The sequence below is a fragment of the Salinicola sp. CR57 genome (genome assembly GCF_003206585.1).
GTDB lineage: Bacteria > Pseudomonadota > Gammaproteobacteria > Pseudomonadales > Halomonadaceae > Salinicola > Salinicola lusitanus.
Genome location: NZ_PZJL01000017.1, coordinates 34,714 through 49,117, shown reverse-complemented (window position 1 = coordinate 49,117; position 14,404 = coordinate 34,714). Strand labels below are relative to the sequence as shown.

The 14,404-nt window shown below is 64.9% G+C and carries 13 protein-coding genes; 8 read left to right on the top strand and 5 right to left on the bottom strand.

Features of this window, described 5'->3' with window-relative positions:
• Positions 1-166: 166 nt before the first annotated feature.
• From DOM56_RS19410 to DOM56_RS19400, 3 genes are read right to left on the bottom strand one after another with little or no spacing between them, the layout of a single operon-like run.
• On the bottom strand, positions 167-1,684 hold the full coding sequence (locus tag DOM56_RS19410) for a tripartite tricarboxylate transporter permease (RefSeq protein ID WP_110710587.1): 1,518 nt from the start codon (positions 1,682-1,684) through the stop codon (positions 167-169).
• Entirely contained in the window at positions 1,684-2,130 is a 447-nt protein-coding gene (locus tag DOM56_RS19405) for a tripartite tricarboxylate transporter TctB family protein (protein WP_110597473.1), read from the bottom strand. The genes DOM56_RS19410 and DOM56_RS19405 overlap by 1 nt, the downstream gene beginning before the upstream one ends.
• On the bottom strand, positions 2,127-3,113 hold the full coding sequence (locus DOM56_RS19400; protein WP_110710586.1) for a tripartite tricarboxylate transporter substrate-binding protein: 987 nt from the start codon (positions 3,111-3,113) through the stop codon (positions 2,127-2,129). Before DOM56_RS19400 ends, DOM56_RS19405 begins: the two co-directional genes overlap by 4 nt.
• Before the next feature lie 228 nt (positions 3,114-3,341).
• Between DOM56_RS19400 and DOM56_RS19395 the strand changes: the two genes are divergently transcribed.
• The 4 genes from DOM56_RS19395 to DOM56_RS19380 are packed head-to-tail and all read left to right on the top strand — an operon-like array spanning position 3,342 to position 7,309.
• Entirely contained in the window at positions 3,342-4,013 is a 672-nt protein-coding gene (locus tag DOM56_RS19395; RefSeq protein ID WP_110710585.1) for a response regulator transcription factor, read from the top strand.
• Positions 4,010-5,404, top strand: coding sequence for a sensor histidine kinase (locus DOM56_RS19390; RefSeq protein ID WP_232822371.1), 1,395 nt, complete (start codon positions 4,010-4,012; stop codon positions 5,402-5,404). The genes DOM56_RS19395 and DOM56_RS19390 overlap by 4 nt, the downstream gene beginning before the upstream one ends.
• Positions 5,371-6,552: an ABC transporter substrate-binding protein gene (locus DOM56_RS19385; protein WP_110710584.1), complete on the top strand. Its 1,182-nt coding sequence runs from the start codon at positions 5,371-5,373 to the stop codon at positions 6,550-6,552. Before DOM56_RS19390 ends, DOM56_RS19385 begins: the two co-directional genes overlap by 34 nt.
• A gap of 7 nt (positions 6,553-6,559) precedes the next feature.
• Positions 6,560-7,309: a TlyA family RNA methyltransferase gene (locus DOM56_RS19380; RefSeq protein WP_110710583.1), complete on the top strand. Its 750-nt coding sequence runs from the start codon at positions 6,560-6,562 to the stop codon at positions 7,307-7,309.
• A gap of 7 nt (positions 7,310-7,316) precedes the next feature.
• On the opposite strand, the gene mscK is transcribed toward DOM56_RS19380, so the two are convergent.
• Complete coding sequence (gene mscK, locus DOM56_RS19375; protein WP_280951307.1) at positions 7,317-10,772, bottom strand: mechanosensitive channel MscK; 3,456 nt, start codon at positions 10,770-10,772, stop codon at positions 7,317-7,319.
• A 354-nt stretch (positions 10,773-11,126) separates the two neighbouring features.
• Here mscK and DOM56_RS19370 point away from each other — a divergent pair, with 354 nt between their 5' ends.
• From DOM56_RS19370 to DOM56_RS19355, 4 genes are all read left to right on the top strand, one after another.
• Complete coding sequence (locus DOM56_RS19370; RefSeq protein ID WP_110710581.1) at positions 11,127-12,050, top strand: phospholipase A; 924 nt, start codon at positions 11,127-11,129, stop codon at positions 12,048-12,050.
• 75 nt (positions 12,051-12,125) lie between these two features.
• Entirely contained in the window at positions 12,126-12,467 is a 342-nt protein-coding gene (locus DOM56_RS19365) for a DUF883 family protein (RefSeq protein ID WP_110710580.1), read from the top strand.
• Entirely contained in the window at positions 12,467-12,847 is a 381-nt protein-coding gene (locus tag DOM56_RS19360; protein WP_110710579.1) for a phage holin family protein, read from the top strand. Before DOM56_RS19365 ends, DOM56_RS19360 begins: the two co-directional genes overlap by 1 nt.
• On the top strand, positions 12,840-13,139 hold the full coding sequence (locus DOM56_RS19355) for a YqjK-like family protein (protein WP_110710578.1): 300 nt from the start codon (positions 12,840-12,842) through the stop codon (positions 13,137-13,139). The genes DOM56_RS19360 and DOM56_RS19355 overlap by 8 nt, the downstream gene beginning before the upstream one ends.
• 71 nt (positions 13,140-13,210) lie before the next feature.
• Here DOM56_RS19355 and DOM56_RS19350 read toward each other — a convergent pair whose 3' ends face one another.
• Positions 13,211-14,392, bottom strand: a complete 1,182-nt coding sequence (locus DOM56_RS19350) for an NAD(P)/FAD-dependent oxidoreductase (protein ID WP_110710577.1) — start codon at positions 14,390-14,392, stop codon at positions 13,211-13,213.
• Positions 14,393-14,404: the final 12 nt, after the last annotated feature.

The following is a 14,404-nucleotide window of genomic DNA, read 5'->3' as shown; positions in this document are numbered from 1 at the left end:
CAGCGTCATCGCCTGGCGACAACCGGCAGACATCGACCGGCGCTGAAAGAGCACGCCCTGCTGCTGTCAGCCGCGGGATGACGGCTCTCCCCCGGCAGCAGGCGACCGGCCACGAAAAAGCCCCGCCGGATCACCGGACGGGGCTCGAATCGCGGCTATGACATGGTCAGCCGACTTTCTCCTTGGCCGCCTGCATCCGACGACGCAGGATCGGCCCCACGATCACCGGCAGCAGCAGACCGATGATCGCCACCAGCCACAGCCCGATAGACAGACCGCTGCTCCACAGGATCGACCAGTCGCCATCGGAAATCTGCATCGCGTGGCGCAGGTTCTTCTCCATCTCCGGTCCCAGCAGCAAGCCCAGAATCACCGGCACCAGCGGTATCTCCAGCTTGCGCAGGATATAGCCGGCGACGCCGAAGGCGATCATGAAGTAGAGATCGAAGGTCGAGTGGCTGATCGAGTAGATGCCCACGAACGCGACCATGGTCACGATCGGCAGCAGGTACATCGGCGGCACCGACAGGATCTTCACGAACACCCCGACCAGCGGAATGTTGAGCAGCAACAGCATGAAGTTGCCCACCAGCAGTGCGGCGATGACGCCCCACACCAGGTCGGCGTTCTGGGTGAACATCAGCGGCCCGGGGGTGATGTTGAGCGATACCAGCATCGCCAGCAGCACCGCCGTGGTGCCGCTGCCCGGCACGCCGAGGGTCAGCATCGGCACCAGCGCGCCGCTGGAGGCGCCGTTGTTGCCGGCCTCCGGGGCGGCGACACCGCGCGGGTCGCCTTCACCGAAGTAGCCCTTCTTGCCGACGATCTTCTTCTCCAGGGTGTAGGTGATGAAGCTGCCCAGCGAGGCCCCGGCCCCCGGCAGCACGCCCGCGATGAAGCCCAGCACGCCGCCGCGCAGCGTGGTCGGCATGATCGACAGGATCTCCCGCCACTTCAGCTTGAGCGGATTGACCTTGATCATCTCGCGCCCCTTGCCGGCCTTCTCCTCGATGAAGAACAGCAGCTCGGAGACCGCGAACAGACCGACGATGGCGATGATGAAATCGACCCCTTCGTAGAGCTCCAGCACGTTGAAGGTGTAGCGCTGGGTGCCGGTGGAGAGATCGATCCCCACGGTGGCGATGATCAAGCCGATGGCTGCCGCCATCAGTGTCTTCATCGGGTTCTTGCCGGTGATACCGCCAAGCGTCGCGAAGGCCAGTACGAACAGGGCGAAGTACTCGGCCGGGCCGAACGTCAACGCGAACCGGGCCAGCAGCGGCGCCAGCAGGATCAGGCCGATGGTGGCGATCAGGCTGCCCATGAACGAGGCGATCGCAGAGATCGCCAGCGCTTCGGCGGCCTTGCCCTTGCGCGCCATTGGATAACCGTCGAGACAGGTCATCATCGCCGGTTCGTCACCGGGGATGTTCAACAGGATCGACGAAATTCGTCCGCCGTACATCGCCCCGGCGTACACCGCCGTCAGCATGATCAGGGCGGTCTCGGGCTTGAGCCCGAGGGTGAAGGCGAGCGGAATCAGGATTGCGACGCCGTTGGCCGGGCCGAGACCCGGCAGCGCGCCGATCAGGGTGCCGATGAAACAGCCCATCAGGGCGAACATCAGGTTCTCGGGCTGCAGCGCCACGCCGAAGCCGAGCGAGAGATAGTGCAACGTCTCCATCAGTGGATCTCCAGCAGGCCGAGTGGCAGCGGCAGTTCGAGCCCGTAGGTGAACAGCACGAACACCACCACGCCACTGATCAGTCCGGTGAGATAGGCCTTCACCGGGCGCGCGCCCATGCGCCAGCACAGCGTGCCGACAGCGAGCATGGTCGAGAGGATGAACCCGAGCGGCTCGAGCAGCAGCGCGTAGGCGATCAGCACGACAACCGCGATGCCCAGCTCCAGGAAGGTCCTGGCCACCGGCCAGTGGTTGTCCGGGTCGGGCTTGACGATCATGTACAGGCTACAGATCGCGAGGATGACGGCCAGCAGCTTGGGAAAGGTCTCGGGACCCACAGCTTCCGATCCCCCGAAGGGGACCGGAAACTGGGTGGCGCCGTAGTAGTAGGCGACGGCGATCACCAGCATGACGAGGCCGAAGACGCGGTCGTTGAACTTGCTCATTGAATCAGCCCGATTTCCTTGGAAAGCGCCTGGATATCCTGGATCTGCTGCTTGACGAAGGCTTCGAACTCGCTGGAGTCCGGGTGGAACGGCATCAGGCCGTTACTCTTCATGACCTTCTTCCACTGGTCGCTGGCATAGAGCTTGTCGATGGCATCGACCCAGTACTGCTTGGCGTCGTCATCGATGTCGGCCGGCATGTAGAAGCCGCGCCAGTTGGGCCCGACCGCGTCGATGCCCTGCTCCTTGGCGGTGGGAATGTCGGCCAGGTCGCCCGGCAGGCGCTCGTCGGAGAGCACCGCCAGCACGCGCAGGTCGCCGGACTTCAGGAAGCCCTGGGTCTCGGTGACGTCACCGGTGAAGGCGTCGACGTGACCGCCAATGACCTGGGTCATCGCTTCGCCGCCGTTGTTGTAGGAGAGATAGGGAATCCGCGGCAGGTTCTCGACCCCGGCCGCCTTGGCCGCGATCAGCACCTTGAGGTGGTCCCAGCCGCCATTGGCGCTGCCGCCGGCGAACTTGACCGCCCGCGGGTCCTGCTTCATCGCGTCCATCAGCTCATTGAGGTTGTGGTAAGGCGAATCCTTGGAGACCGCGATGACGCCATAGTCCGCGCCCACCGCACCGATCCAGTTGACCATGTCGGCATTCATGCCCGGAAATTGATTCTGGGCCAGACGCGTGGTGGTAGCGGTTGAAGCGGCCACCAGCAGCTGGTCGTCGCCCTTGCGCTTGCTCACGGTGTGGGCGAAAGCGACACCGCCACCGGCGCCAGCCATGTTGATGGTCTGGACGCTGGCCGGGACCAGGTCGAGCTCCTCGAGCACGTTACCCACGCTACGGCAGGTGAAGTCCCAGCCGCCGCCCGGGTCGGAGGGCGCGATACACTCGACCTTGCCGGAAGGCTCGAACGCCATGGCGCTGCTGGCGGTCAAGGCTAGCGTCGCGGCGGCCACCCACTTGATTGTCTTGGCTGCAAACATGTTTGCTTCTCCTCGCTGATGGAGCGGAGTTATTCGTGGCTGACGCCTACCTTACAGTTTCGTAAGGTAGAACGTTGTTCCCGTCAGCGGAAATTAGGGTGAACCCTTGTAACGGTCAACGGCCGGGCGGTAAAAGCCAACTAAAGTTCAATGCCCTGCGAATCGATTCGTTTACAATCGCCCGACCCGGATCACGCGCCTCCCCCTCTTCACCGGCTGGAGTTCTCCATGGCACCGAAGTTGATGCTGATAGAGGATGACCCTCTGCTCGCCAGCACGCTCACCGCAACGCTGGCGGTCGACAATCAACGTATCGAACGGATAGGCGATGGCGGCGAAGCCCTTGCCCGGTTATCGATCGATCACGACTACGATCTCATTCTCCTGGATCTCAACCTGCCGACGCGCAGCGGTCTCGACGTGCTGGCGGCACTGCGCTCGCGCGATCGACAGACCCCGGTGCTGATCCTGACCGCTAGAGCCGCCATCGAGGATCGCGTCAGGGGGCTCGACCTGGGTGCGGACGACTATCTGGCCAAGCCGTTCGCGCTGGACGAGCTGGAAGCGCGGGTCCGCGCCCTGTTGCGACGCCGCCAGCACGACCAGAGCGAATCGATCTCGCTGGGCTCGCTGCGACTCGACCGCCATCGCCAGCACTTCACCCTGGGGGACGCCGCCCTGCCGCTGCCGCCGCGGGAACACCGCCTGCTGGCTTGCCTGATCCGCTATGCGGGGGAGCCGGTGGACAAGGCGCGCCTGCTCGAGGAGGCTTTCGCCGGGGAGCCGGTCGGGGATAACGCCATCGAAGTCTATGTCCACCGTCTGCGCCGACGTCTCGCCGACTCCGACGTCACCCTGCGCACGGTCCGGGGCATCGGCTATCTGCTGGAGGCCGAGTGACCCTGTTGCGACGCTGGCGACTGTCGCATCTCAGCCTCTATCGACGGCTGATGATCTGGCTGTTCTGTCCCTTGGCCATGCTGGTGGCGATCATGCTGCTGCAGGCCTGGTTCGCGTCTCGCGAGGCCGCCGACCGCGCCTTCGACCGGCTGCTCGACGCCGCCTCGCTCTCCATCGCCGAGCAGGTTCGCTGGCAGCAGAGCCGCTTGTGGATGGACCTGCCGCCTTCGGCACTGGAGATGCTCGCCACCGACGCCGAGGAGCGGGTGTTCTATGCGCTCTACGATGCCCAGGGCCATTTCGTCACCGGCAATCGTTCGCTCCCCTCGCTACCGTCCGCCGGCGTCGGCCAGATGAGCTATGGCGATGTGCTCTCCCGCGGCATGCCGCTGCGCCTGGGCGTGTTGCGCTCCCGGCTGGAGGGATGGGATCGCAGCGACCGGTTCGAGGTCAGAGTGGCCCAGAGTCTCGAGGGGCGACAGGCCCTGGCCAACCAGCTGTTTCTGGCGAGCCTTGTCAATATCGTGATCATTGCCGTACTGGCCATGGGGGTCGTGCTGCTGTCGGCCCGCTTCGCGCTCGAACCGTTGACCCGGCTGAGACGCGCCATCCGCCAGCGCGATCCTCGCACGCTCGCCCCGCTCGAACTGGCGCTGCCCCGGGAACTGGCGGAACTGCGCCAGGCATTGAACGAACTACTGGCGCGAATGCGCCGCGTCCGGGCCAATCAGGAACGCTTCATCGGCGATGCCTCTCACCAGTTGCGCACGCCACTGGCGGGGCTATCAGCACGCGCGGAGCTGGCCATTCGCCAGTCGGAGCCGGCGGCGTGGCGCGACGCGCTCGTCACCATGCACGGCACCGCCACCAAGACGGCGCGACTGGCCGGCCAGCTACTGTCGATGACCCGTCTCAACAACCCCGAGGCGGCGCCGGCCAGGCGTTCGGTCGATCTCGCCGCACTGGCGCAGCGCTGCGTCAGGGAGTCATTCGCGCGCCATTACCGTCACGGCATCGATCTCGGGGTCGAAGTGCCCGACCATCCCGTCATGGTGTCGGCGACCGACTGGCAACTGGAAGAGGCGCTGAACAACCTGATCGAGAACGCCGCGCTCTATGGCGCCCGCCAGATCACGGTGCAGGTTACCGACGCCCCGACGCGCCTGATCGTCACCGACGACGGCCCCGGCATCCCCGAATCCCAGCGTCTGCTGGTGCTGCGCCCCTTCCACCGTGGCCAGGAAACGGGCGATGGTACCGGCCTGGGCCTGGCGATCGTCGACAGCATCGCGCGCGCCCACGATACTCGCCTGCTCCTGCAAACCGCCAACCCCGACCACCCCGAGCGCCCTGGCTTATGCGTCGTTCTGATCTTTCCCACCGACCACTGAGACTCCCCCGCTGCGTCCGACGCCTCGGTGTCGTGTGGCTGGCACTGACGCTCGCGCTGACGGCTCAGGCGCAGGCGCAGGCGCAGGCGAGGACCTTGCACTTCGCCGCGGATACCGAACCGTCCCGCGCCCTGACCATCTACGGCGTGCTCGATGCACCACAGGTTCGGCCGCTGCTCTCCGATTTCCATCGCCGCCACCCCGACATCGCGATCGACTACCACAACCTGGAGACACTGGCGCTGCACGCCCGCGTCCTCCAGGAGCGTGACGCCCCGCGCGCCGACGTGATCATGTCCCCCGCGATGCCCTGGCAGTACCAACTCGCCAACGAAGGGCTGTCGAGCACGGTCGACTCTCCCGCCGCCGCCGACTGGCCGAGCTGGGCGCGCTGGCGCCAGGAGCTGTTCGGCTTCACGTTCGAGCCGATCGTCATGGTCTATCGGCGGGATCTGGCACGACACATGACGCCACCGCAAAGTCACGCCGATCTGCTGAGCCTGCTACGGCAGCATCCCCGGATGCTCGACCACCGCGTGGTCACCTACGATCCGCGGCGAAGCGGCGCGGGCTACACCTACGCCATCGAGGACGCCAGGATCTCCGCCCGCTACTGGGACCTGGTCGAGGCACTGGGCAACAGCCACAGTGTCCTGGAGACCACCACCGCCGCCATGCTCGAGGGACTCAACCAGGGACGCTACTGGATCGGCTACAACCTGATCGGCTCCTACGTGCAGGACTATGTGGCCGAACATCCCGAGCTGGTGATGGTGGTGCCCAAGGACTACGCCCTGGTGCTGCAGCGTCTGGTCATGATGTCGCGGGATGCGCCTCACCCCGACACCGCACGGCGTTTCATCGATTATCTGCTGAGCGCATCGGCGCAACGCCTGCTCGCCACCCAGACCACGCTGGGGGCCGTGCACCCGTCCGTCGATGGCGCCGGCACCGCGGCCGACCTGCGCGACCGATTGGGAGAGGCGATCCGACCGGTTCAGATCGGTCCGGGCCTGCTGGCGACGCTGGACACGCTCAAGCGCCAGACGCTGCTGGAACAGTGGCAGCAGGCCTTCGACAACCGGCCGACACATGCCGACGGCCCCCTTGCCGACCCTTCCCCCCTGCCCGACGCTGCAACGGAGTGAGCCGCTCATGACCCGACTCGATCAACTGGTGACCGCCCACGTCCGTTCCCGTACCCGGGCCCAGCGCCTAATTCGCCAGGGTTACGTCAGCGTCAACGACGGCGGCGCATGGCGGGTGGCGCTGAAACCGGGAGAGAAGCTGCCGGATACCGTGGACCTGCGGATTGCCGAAGCGCCGGAGGAGCGCTATGTGTCGCGAGCCGGCCTGAAACTGGAGGCTCTGCTGGAAACGCTGGCGCGCCGCCTCGACGGCCTCACCGTGCTCGATATTGGCCAATCCACCGGCGGATTCAGCGACTGCGCGCTGCGCTACGGCGCCGAGCGGATCATCGGGATCGAGGTGGGGCACGACCAACTGGACGCTTCGCTACGCAACGACGCCAGGGTCACCTGTCTGGAGGGCGTCAATGCGCGCCGGCTCCCCTTCGCCGAGCTGGAGAGGATAGCCCCGGACGGCATCGATGTCGTGGTGATGGACGTCTCGTTCATCTCGCAGACCCTGATCCTGCCGGAGATCGCCCAGGTGCTGCACGCCGGCGGGGAGCTCTACTCCCTGGTCAAGCCGCAGTTCGAGGTAGGCCCCGGCAAGGTCGACCCCAGAGGGATCGTGCGCGACGCCACCCTCTACACGACGGTGGCCGATACCCTCCAGCAGGCCTGCCAGTCACACGGCCTGATGGTCGATCATTGGCAGGAGAGCCCGATCCTGGGCGGCGACGGCAACCACGAGTTCCTGCTCCACGCCCTGCGCCGCTGACCTCCTGTCAGCGCCCGCCGTCACCGCCTTCGCTGCCGCCATCCGGGCCCGCGCCACCAACGTCGCCGTCACCCAGGTGACCGTCATCGCCACTGCGGGACTGGCGGGAACGGGGCGTGTCGACAGCCGAGCCGGCCGGAGAAGCGCTGGCCCCCAGCGGCGCCCCCTCCCCATCCGCACTCTGGACCCGCGCAGACTGCCCGTTCTCGCCGTGCAGCCACACGTCCATCTGGTTGAACGCCACACGAATGCCGTGCTGCTTGAACAGCAGGTCCAGCCGGCGATTGATCTCGTCGCTGGCGTAGAGTCGATCCAGCAGATCGTTGACGAAGATTCGCAGCTCGAAGTTGAACGAGGTCGGCCCATAGCTGATGCAGAACACCTGCGGCTCGGGATCTCGCAGCACACGGCGATTCTCGTCCGCGGCCTGGCGCAACAGGCGATGCACCTCGTCGAGGTCCGATCCGTGCGCCACGCCATAGGTCAGCACCACCCGGGTGACGTTGTCCGACAGCGACCAGTTGATCAACTGGTCGGTGACGAAGGTCTTGTTGGGGATGATGATCTCCTTGCGGTCGAAATCGGTCACCGTGGTGGCACGGATACGAATTCGGCTGACGGAGCCGTGGAGCTGGCCTAGCGTGATGGTGTCGCCGATCCGCATCGGACGCTCGAACAGGATGATCAGCCCCGAGATGAAGTTGGCGAAGATCTCCTGAAGACCGAAACCGAGCCCCACACCGAGCGCTGCCACCAGCCACTGAAGCTTGTCCCAGGAGACCCCGAGCGTGCCGAGCGAGATCACCACGCCGGTCCCGACGATGGTGTAGGAGAGCAGCGACGAGATCGCGTAGGCGCTTCCCTGCTTCAGCGTCAGCCGGGAGAGCACCATGACCTCCAGCAGCCCAGGCAGGTTGCGTGCCAGCATCATGGTCAACGCCACCACGACCAGTGCGATGATCACATCCGCCACGGTGATCGGATCCAGCGTCACCGCCTCGCCCTGCCCCCGCTCGATCTCCCATACGCTGACCTGGTCGAGATAGGAGAAGACCTCGAGCAGGTCCGACCAGATCAGGTAGAAGGCAAAGGTGAAGCCGATGAACAGAATCAGTTTCGAGAGCCGCAGCGACTGCTGGTTGACCTGCTCCATGTCCAGCGGCGGCTCCTCGACCACCTCGAGCCCGCCCTCGGCGCCCTCCTGTATCTGCGCTCGCCGTCGGGCGACCGCACGGCGGTAGGCCAGCCGGCGCTGCGCCACCGCCAGCCCCCGCACCACCGTTGCCTCGACCAGGATCCACAGGCCAAAGATATAGAGCGAATTGATGAAGCGGCCGATCAGACGCAGGGCGGCATACTCGTAGCCCATGACGATCAGGCCACCCAGCACCAGCGGCACCATCGCCAGCGCCAACCCCAGCAGCAGCCGGAACAGCTTGAGGCCGAAATAGGGTACGTGGGCCAGGATCAACCGCACCAGAATCCAGCTCATCGCCAGCAAGCCGGCCAGCAGCGACAGCAGGAACAGCGGGCGGCTGGAGAGTTCGGCCTGGCTGCCGGGGGAGGTCCCGCTGATCAGGATGACCGGAATCAGCGAGATGCCGAGCCAGAACAGCAATCGCCGTAGGCGTGCCACGTAACCCGCCGACCAGTGGAAGTGACGTGTCGCCACGCCGTCGGACACCAATAGCCTGCGCGCCCAGCCCAGCACGCCCCAGGCCAGGGCAAGCTGCAACAGGGATTCTCCCAAACGCCCGGCGAAATCATCGCTACCCAGCCTCAACACGCCACCCACGGCCGCCAGGATCAGAGGACCATGGGCGGCCAGCAGCGCGTTGTAGAGGATTGCCCGGGGCGTGTGCATCTGAGTATCACGCTTGAGCCGGCCGATCTGCTCGTGCAGGTTGAGCAGGCGAACCTTGATGCGACGTCTCAGCATCAGCAGCACCCCCGCCAGCAGCAGCAAGGGAACCACGGCCAGGGCCCGGAAGTCCGGAACCTGCCAAAAACTCGCCAGCGCCGGCCGCCACTCACCGCCGCGCACCTGTTTCGCCAGAATACCGGGGGCGTCACGCCACCAACCGAGGGTCAGCGCGCGCGCGCTGGCAACCCAGAACAACTGCTCTTCGATCACACCGCGGATCGATGTCGAGAGCCCCGCCAGCTGCTCCTGGTTGAGCTGGAGATCGATGGCCACGGTCAGCAGGTTGCCGTACTCCCGATCCAACTGCTCGAGCACTTCGCCGCGTGACTGGAACAGCTTCACCAGCGAGTCGACCAACGATGGGGTGACCTCGATATCGGTGTCAGCCAGGCTTTTCTCGGCCAGCTCCCGGGGGTGACGCAGCGCATCCCGCTGATCGACCAGATCGAACTGACTCAGGCGAGTCGCGGCGATCTCCTCCTGCAGACCGCCCAGTGCATCGATGTCAGGCAGGGCTCGACGCTGCTCGTTGAGAATGCGTGACAGCAGCGGGCTGCCACGAATCGCCTCGATCTGCTCGTTGAGCGTGCGCTTGACCTGACGCACGCGATCGAGCTGGGAACGAGTATCGATGGCTTGCCGAATCAATTCGTTGGTCCGGTCGGTCACTTCGAGAAGCCGGTCGCTGAGCTCGCGGTTGGTCTTTTGAATCTCGCGAAGCACCGGGTGTGCCGCGATCGCCTTGGCGTCCTCCTCGCTAATGTCCGCGACCGCCTTCTCCGACTCGGCACGGCGCTGGCGATCGAGCGCTGCCTGCAGCGAATCCAGCCGCGCTTCCTCGATTGCCACCTGGCGTCGAAGCAGGTCCCGCCGCTGCACGTCGAGCTCGCGAAGCACCGTGTTGTTGGCCAGCTCCTGTCGATGATATTCGGCTTGCAGGTCGGCCAAGGCCAGTTGCAACCGATAGCGAGCCTCGGCGGGATCGAGGACTTGGGAATCCTCGTCACTGGAGGTCTGAAGCTGGGTCCGCGCCTGCTCGGCATCGTTCATCGCGCTGGCGATGGCCGACTGCGCGCGCTCGGGCAGCGTCTCCGCGCTGATCAGCCGGGCGTTGACCGATGCCAGCTGGCTCTGCAGCGCCTCGAGCTGATTCAGCGACTCGGTGGTCTTCTGGCCCAGGACCTCCACGGAGAGCTGGTCGAGGTCGTCGGCGTCTGGCGCCTTCCGGTCACTCAGCCCGGCAAGCTGGCGCTCGAGTTCGCGGGTCCGCTGAGGGGCTTGTCGAGCCGAGGTCTCGAGCGACTCCAGGTCCTTGCGCAGAGCCTTCAACGACGCCAGCGTCTGCTGAGCCATACGCAGATCAGCCAAGTCCGTCTGCTGCGCTTCGCTGGGTGCCTCGATCTTCTCGAGCTTCTGCTGCTGCGCCTGGAGCTCGTCTTCGGTGGGTAGACTGTCCTGCTGTTGGGCGAAGGCGACGACGCTTGTCATGAGTATGCACAATACGAGTGCAAGGAACGTGCTACGCTCGACCCCTTTCAACAGGCTGGCGCGCGCCGGGGCGGCCTTTGCCGACAGCAACGCCGCCGGCCTGAACGGTGCTCGTGCAGAAAAGCCTGGTTGCCCAGAATACTTACCCGCGACCGGGTCATCCGACATGCCGACTCCTCGTCAACTCCGTACATACGGCCACCACCGCTTCACAACGGTGCGATCCCCTATCGATAGCGGAGTTTACCGTCAGCGCGTGCGGGTTTCGAGGCGTTGCTTGGCGCGCTTCCCGAGTTTGAATTAAGTCGGCGACATGCTAGAAATCGTCACTACCGAAAAGAAGCCTGATTTTCATCAGCCGGATCATGCTTCCACCCCATTGGATCATCTTGACAGGACAGTCTTATGACGCCCACTCGTTCGCTGCGCCATACCGGCATTCTTCTCCTCGGGATGGTGACTTCGTCCTTGGCAGTGGCTCAGGATTCAAGTACCAGCAGCGACCCGGTCCAGCAAGCGAACGAACAGGCGGAAGTGCGCCGGAATCTCGAGGCGGAGACTGCCGAGAACCCGTTGGCGGTCACGACCTATCGTCGCAACTACATCCTGCCCTGGACCTACAACAGCAACCCGGACGAATCCGACTTCCGGGAGATCACCTCGGAGGGCAACGTCGACAAGTCCGAGATCAAGTTCCAGCTGAGCTTCAAGGTCAAACTGCTCGACGACATCTTCGGCGACAACGGCGACCTCTATTTCGCCTATACCCAGCGAAGCTGGTGGCAGGCCTACAACTCCGAGGCCTCCGCACCCTTCCGCGAAACCAACTACGAACCTGAAGGCTTCATCAGTTTCGATAACCGCTGGACGGTGCTGGGATGGACCAACACCATCAATCGTGTCGGCTTCGCGCACCAGTCCAATGGCCGCTCGGATCCGCTGTCCCGTAGCTGGAACCGGATCTACGCCGAATCGATATTCCAGCGCGGCGACTGGGCCTTCAGCGTCGCCCCGCACTGGCGTATCCCGGAAAACGCCGAAGACGACGACAACCCGGACCTGGAAAACTACATCGGCTACGGGGACCTGACCCTGGTGCGTGCGTTCGGGGATCAGGAAGTCTCGTTGATGGTTCGTGGCAACCCGGGCAAGGCGCACTACGGGGGGCAGCTCGACTACTCCTTCCCGCTGTTCGGCAAGGTGCGCGGTTATCTGCAGTACTACAAGGGATACGGGGAGAGCCTGATCGACTACAACCACGACGTGCAACGCTTCGGCCTTGGCTTCAGCATCAACACCTTTTTGGCCGGGATTCCCGGTACGCGTTGATGCCGGCAGATTGCCAATCTATGCTGAAGCCTGTCTGTTTCACCCATGCCACTCGACTGTCAAAGGATGACAACCATGACCATGCAACCTATCGGCGGCAACGGCCCCGAGCGTGAACGCGAAGCCTCTACCGAACAACTCAAGGAAGATCTGCGCAATCTGTCTCACACGGTCGAGGAGCTGATTCACGCCACGGCGGACGACTCCCGCAGCAATATCTCCGAACTGCGTGAACGCGCTCAGCAACGTCTGCATGACACTCGCGAACGTCTGGAAGCGCGCGGAGAGGCTCTCTACTCCAGCGCCAAGGGGCAGGTTGACGCCACTGACCGCTACGTGCATGAAAACCCCTGGACCAGCATCGGCATCGGCGCTGCGGCGGGCGTGGTTCTGGGACTGCTGCTGGGACGTCGCTGATGGCAGGGCCGGCTGAAAACGTGATCTCCGCCGCCAGGCGACTGATTGCCAACCTCATCGCCACCGGCCAGACACGACTGCGCCTGGCAGTGGTCGAGTGGGAGGCGGAGCGCGACCGGATGCTGACGCTTCTGCTACTGGCCGGCGCGGGGCTGATCGTACTGTCGTTCGCGATCGGGATGCTGCTGCTGCTGGTTGTAGTGGTCTACTGGGAAGATCACCGACTGCAGGCGATCGGTATCTGCTCGGCGGTGCTCTTCGTCCTGTCAGGCATCTTGATCTTCTCCGCCAAGCGAGTCGCCAAGCAGCGCAAGCTGATGGCCGCGACCCTGCATCACCTCGATCGCGACCGTGAGGCATTGGGGAGCTCTCATGACTGAACGTTCGCGACAACGGCAGCTGGACGAGCTGGAGGACGAGATCCTCCAGCAACGCCTGGACATGACCGCCGCCATGCGGGAGTGGCGCGATGCCACGGCGCCGATCGACAATGCCTGGGACAAGCTGATGAGCTGGCGCGTTCCATTGGTGGCGGCGGGCGGACTGCTGGCGATGCGCAGTGCGCGCAAGCCACGGTCGACCGGTCGACTGTTCAAGCGAGCACTGACCGGGTTCATGATGTACAACCGCGGCCGGGCGCTTTACCGGGCGACCCGCGGGAGAAACCGTTAGTCGCAAGTCGCGCTGTTCCCGCCAGCCGAATCGGATGGCCACTGCAATCAGTGGCCATCTTTCGTTCGGGCTCAAACCGCCTGGCCACAGGCCACGCCGGACGACCAGGCCCACTGGAAATTGAAACCACCCAGTTGGCCGGTGACGTCCAGCACTTCACCGATGAAATAGAGCTGGGGGACCGCGTCGACGGCGAAGGTCTTGGACGACACCGCGTCCGTGTCGACGCCGCCCATGGTGACCTCCGCGGTGCGCCATCCCTCCGTACCTGCTGGCTTGAACTGCCATGCCCCAAGACCGCTCGCCACGGCGTCGATATCGGCGTTGGAGAGCTCGGCCAATGGCCGGTCCTGCCACCCCTGCCACTCGATCAGCGCCTGGGAGAGACGCTTGGGCAGCAGTTCACCCAGCCAGCTACCCAGCCGCCGCCGTGGCGCGCATCGACGAAGGTCGACCAGGGTCTCCGCGACCGGGATCGAGGGCAACCAGTCGATCGCCACCGGCATGCCCGGCTGCCAGTGGCTCGAGGCCTGGAGCATCGCCGGCCCGGATAGACCGCGATGGGTGAACAGCAACGGTTCACGGTAGGCGCCGTCGCCGCAACTGGCCACCACCGGACAGGAGAGGCCGGAGAGCGAGGCCAGCGACGCCTTCCATTGCGACGTCACCGTGAATGGCACCAGTGCCGCCCGCGTCTCGGTTACGGCCAGCCCGAACTGACGCGCCAGATCGTAGCCGAAACCGCTGGCGCCGAGCGTCGGGACGGAGAGACCTCCGGTGGCGACGACCACGGCCCCCGCTGCCGTCCTGCGGCCATCTATCTCTAGTTGCATCCCCTCACCCAGGCGCTCGACCCTGCCTACCGTGGTGGAGAGCGAGACTTCCACGCCCGCCCATTCGCACTCGGTCAGCAGCAGCGAGACGATCTCCTTCGCCGACTGCGCACAGAACAGCTGGCCGGGCGCCTTCTCCACGTACTCGACGCCGTGACGCTCGACCAGTTCGACGAAATGGTGCGGCGTATAGCGTTTCAGCGCCGAAATCGAGAAGTGCGGGTTGCGTGAGAAGAAATGTGCCGGCGTGGTGGCGAGATTGGTGAAATTGCAGCGCCCACCGCCGGACATCAGAATCTTCTTTCCCGCCTTGCTGGCATGATCGACGACTCGCACGCGAAGGCCGCGGTAACCCGCGGTCAGCGCGCACATCAGTCCCGCCGCGCCAGCGCCGATAACGACCACGTCGTAGGTTTTCATCTCCGCACCGCA